Source organism: Acinetobacter sp. UBA2063, from assembly GCF_002333245.1.
Lineage (GTDB): Bacteria > Pseudomonadota > Gammaproteobacteria > Pseudomonadales > Moraxellaceae > Acinetobacter > Acinetobacter parvus.
Genome location: NZ_DDAH01000179.1, coordinates 436 through 1,995, shown reverse-complemented (window position 1 = coordinate 1,995; position 1,560 = coordinate 436). Strand labels below are relative to the sequence as shown.

The 1,560-nt window shown below is 47.0% G+C and carries 2 protein-coding genes; both read left to right on the top strand.

What is annotated here, in order from left to right:
• The first annotated feature begins 8 nt into the window (after positions 1–8).
• A complete protein-coding gene (locus B4H32_RS08640; protein WP_414630959.1) occupies positions 9–146 on the top strand; it encodes a winged helix-turn-helix domain-containing protein in 138 nt (45 codons plus the stop codon).
• Positions 147–154: 8 nt separating this feature from the next.
• Entirely contained in the window at positions 155–1,513 is a 1,359-nt protein-coding gene (gene phoR / locus B4H32_RS08635) for a phosphate regulon sensor histidine kinase PhoR (protein ID WP_004683602.1), read from the top strand.
• Positions 1,514–1,560: the final 47 nt, after the last annotated feature.

Sequence of the window (1,560 nt, the reverse complement as noted above, 5' to 3'; positions counted from 1 at the left end):
ATGTCTATATTGAGGACCGCACCATCGATGTGCATATCCGTCGCCTGCGCAAGGTGCTGGAACCATTTGGGGTGGATCGTTTTGTACAGACGGTACGCGGTACAGGCTATCGTTTCTCTACACGCGCTGATTTGGCAGCAGGTTAAAATCCTTTATGTATGAACCCTATCCCGTGCCTGAACTGGCACGTGAACACCAGCATTTTCGCTACAGCAGTTTATGGACGTTTGCAAAACAGGATTTAAGGCTGCTGCTGTTTTTCTTATTGATTGCAAGCTTGATTGGATTCGGGGTCGGATACTTCTGGAGCTGTGTTTTTATCGCGTTCGTGGTTTTTTTTGCCCTCCAGCTACGCTCGCTTTATCTGGTCAATGACTGGATTTCCAATCGCCCCTACGATGTGCCACCCAACCTCAATGGTATCTGGGGTGCATTGCTGTTCAATGTCTACCGTGCCCAGCGTCAGGAACGTATTGTTCAGGCGGAAATGGTCGGACTGATCGACCGCGCCCAATCATCTCTGGTGGCGTTGGCTGAGGCAGTGGTCTTGATTGATGACCAGCATCAAATTGAATGGTGGAATCCCGCTGCGGAAAAATTACTGGGGATTAGCCCATTGGACCGAGGGCGTAACTTGCTGGCGATTTTACGCCAACCCAACTTTATTGAATATTTCAAGCATAGTGATCAGGCACCCGATGGCATTCGTCTACAAGTCAAAATGGATGAAGAACATTATGTACAGGTGAAACTGACCCGTTTTGGGGGTGAAAGTCGGTTGCTGGTCGCCTATGACATTACCCGCATGCACAATCTTGAACAAATGCGTAAGGACTTTGTCGATAACATCTCACATGAACTACGAACGCCATTGACCGTGCTCAGTGGCTATATCGAAACCTTTACCGATCAGGATGACATTACCCCACGCTGGAAACGTGCCTTTACCCAAATGCAGTCACAAACCAAGCGGATGAATGCATTGGTCAACGATTTATTATTACTCTCCAATTTAGAAAATAATAAGAAAGTGGCAAAAAATCAGATTATTGATATGGCCAATTTAATGAACCAGATCTTCGATGATGCCCGTGCCTATAATCTGGATTATGGTCATACCCTGAATCTGGATATTGATAGCCACTGTGACCTCATCGGTTCAGATATGGAAATTGCCAGTGCATTCAGCAACCTGATTACCAATGCCATTAAATACACCCCTAAAGGTGGCATTATCACCATTGGCTGGCATGAAGATGGTGATCACGCCTACTTTACAGTGCAGGACACTGGTATTGGTATTAACCCCAAACACCTGCCTCGCCTCACCGAACGTTTCTATCGGGTGGACAGCGCACGTAGCCGCCAGACAGGCGGAACAGGTCTGGGCCTCGCCATTGTCAAACATGTGCTGATGCAACATGGCGCATATCTGGAAATCAGCTCGAAGGAAAATGAGGGTTCCACCTTTACCGCAGTTTTTCCGAAAGAACGTTTATATCGTATGATATAAAGAGCTACCCACGTTGTACCAAATGTAAAAAAGCCCGACATCCTGTC

What these genes read in the sequence shown, in the direction of transcription:
- phoR (WP_004683602.1), top strand. Translation starts at nt 155, where the DNA reads ATGTATGAACCCTATCCCGTGCCTGAACTGGCACGTGAACACCAGCAT.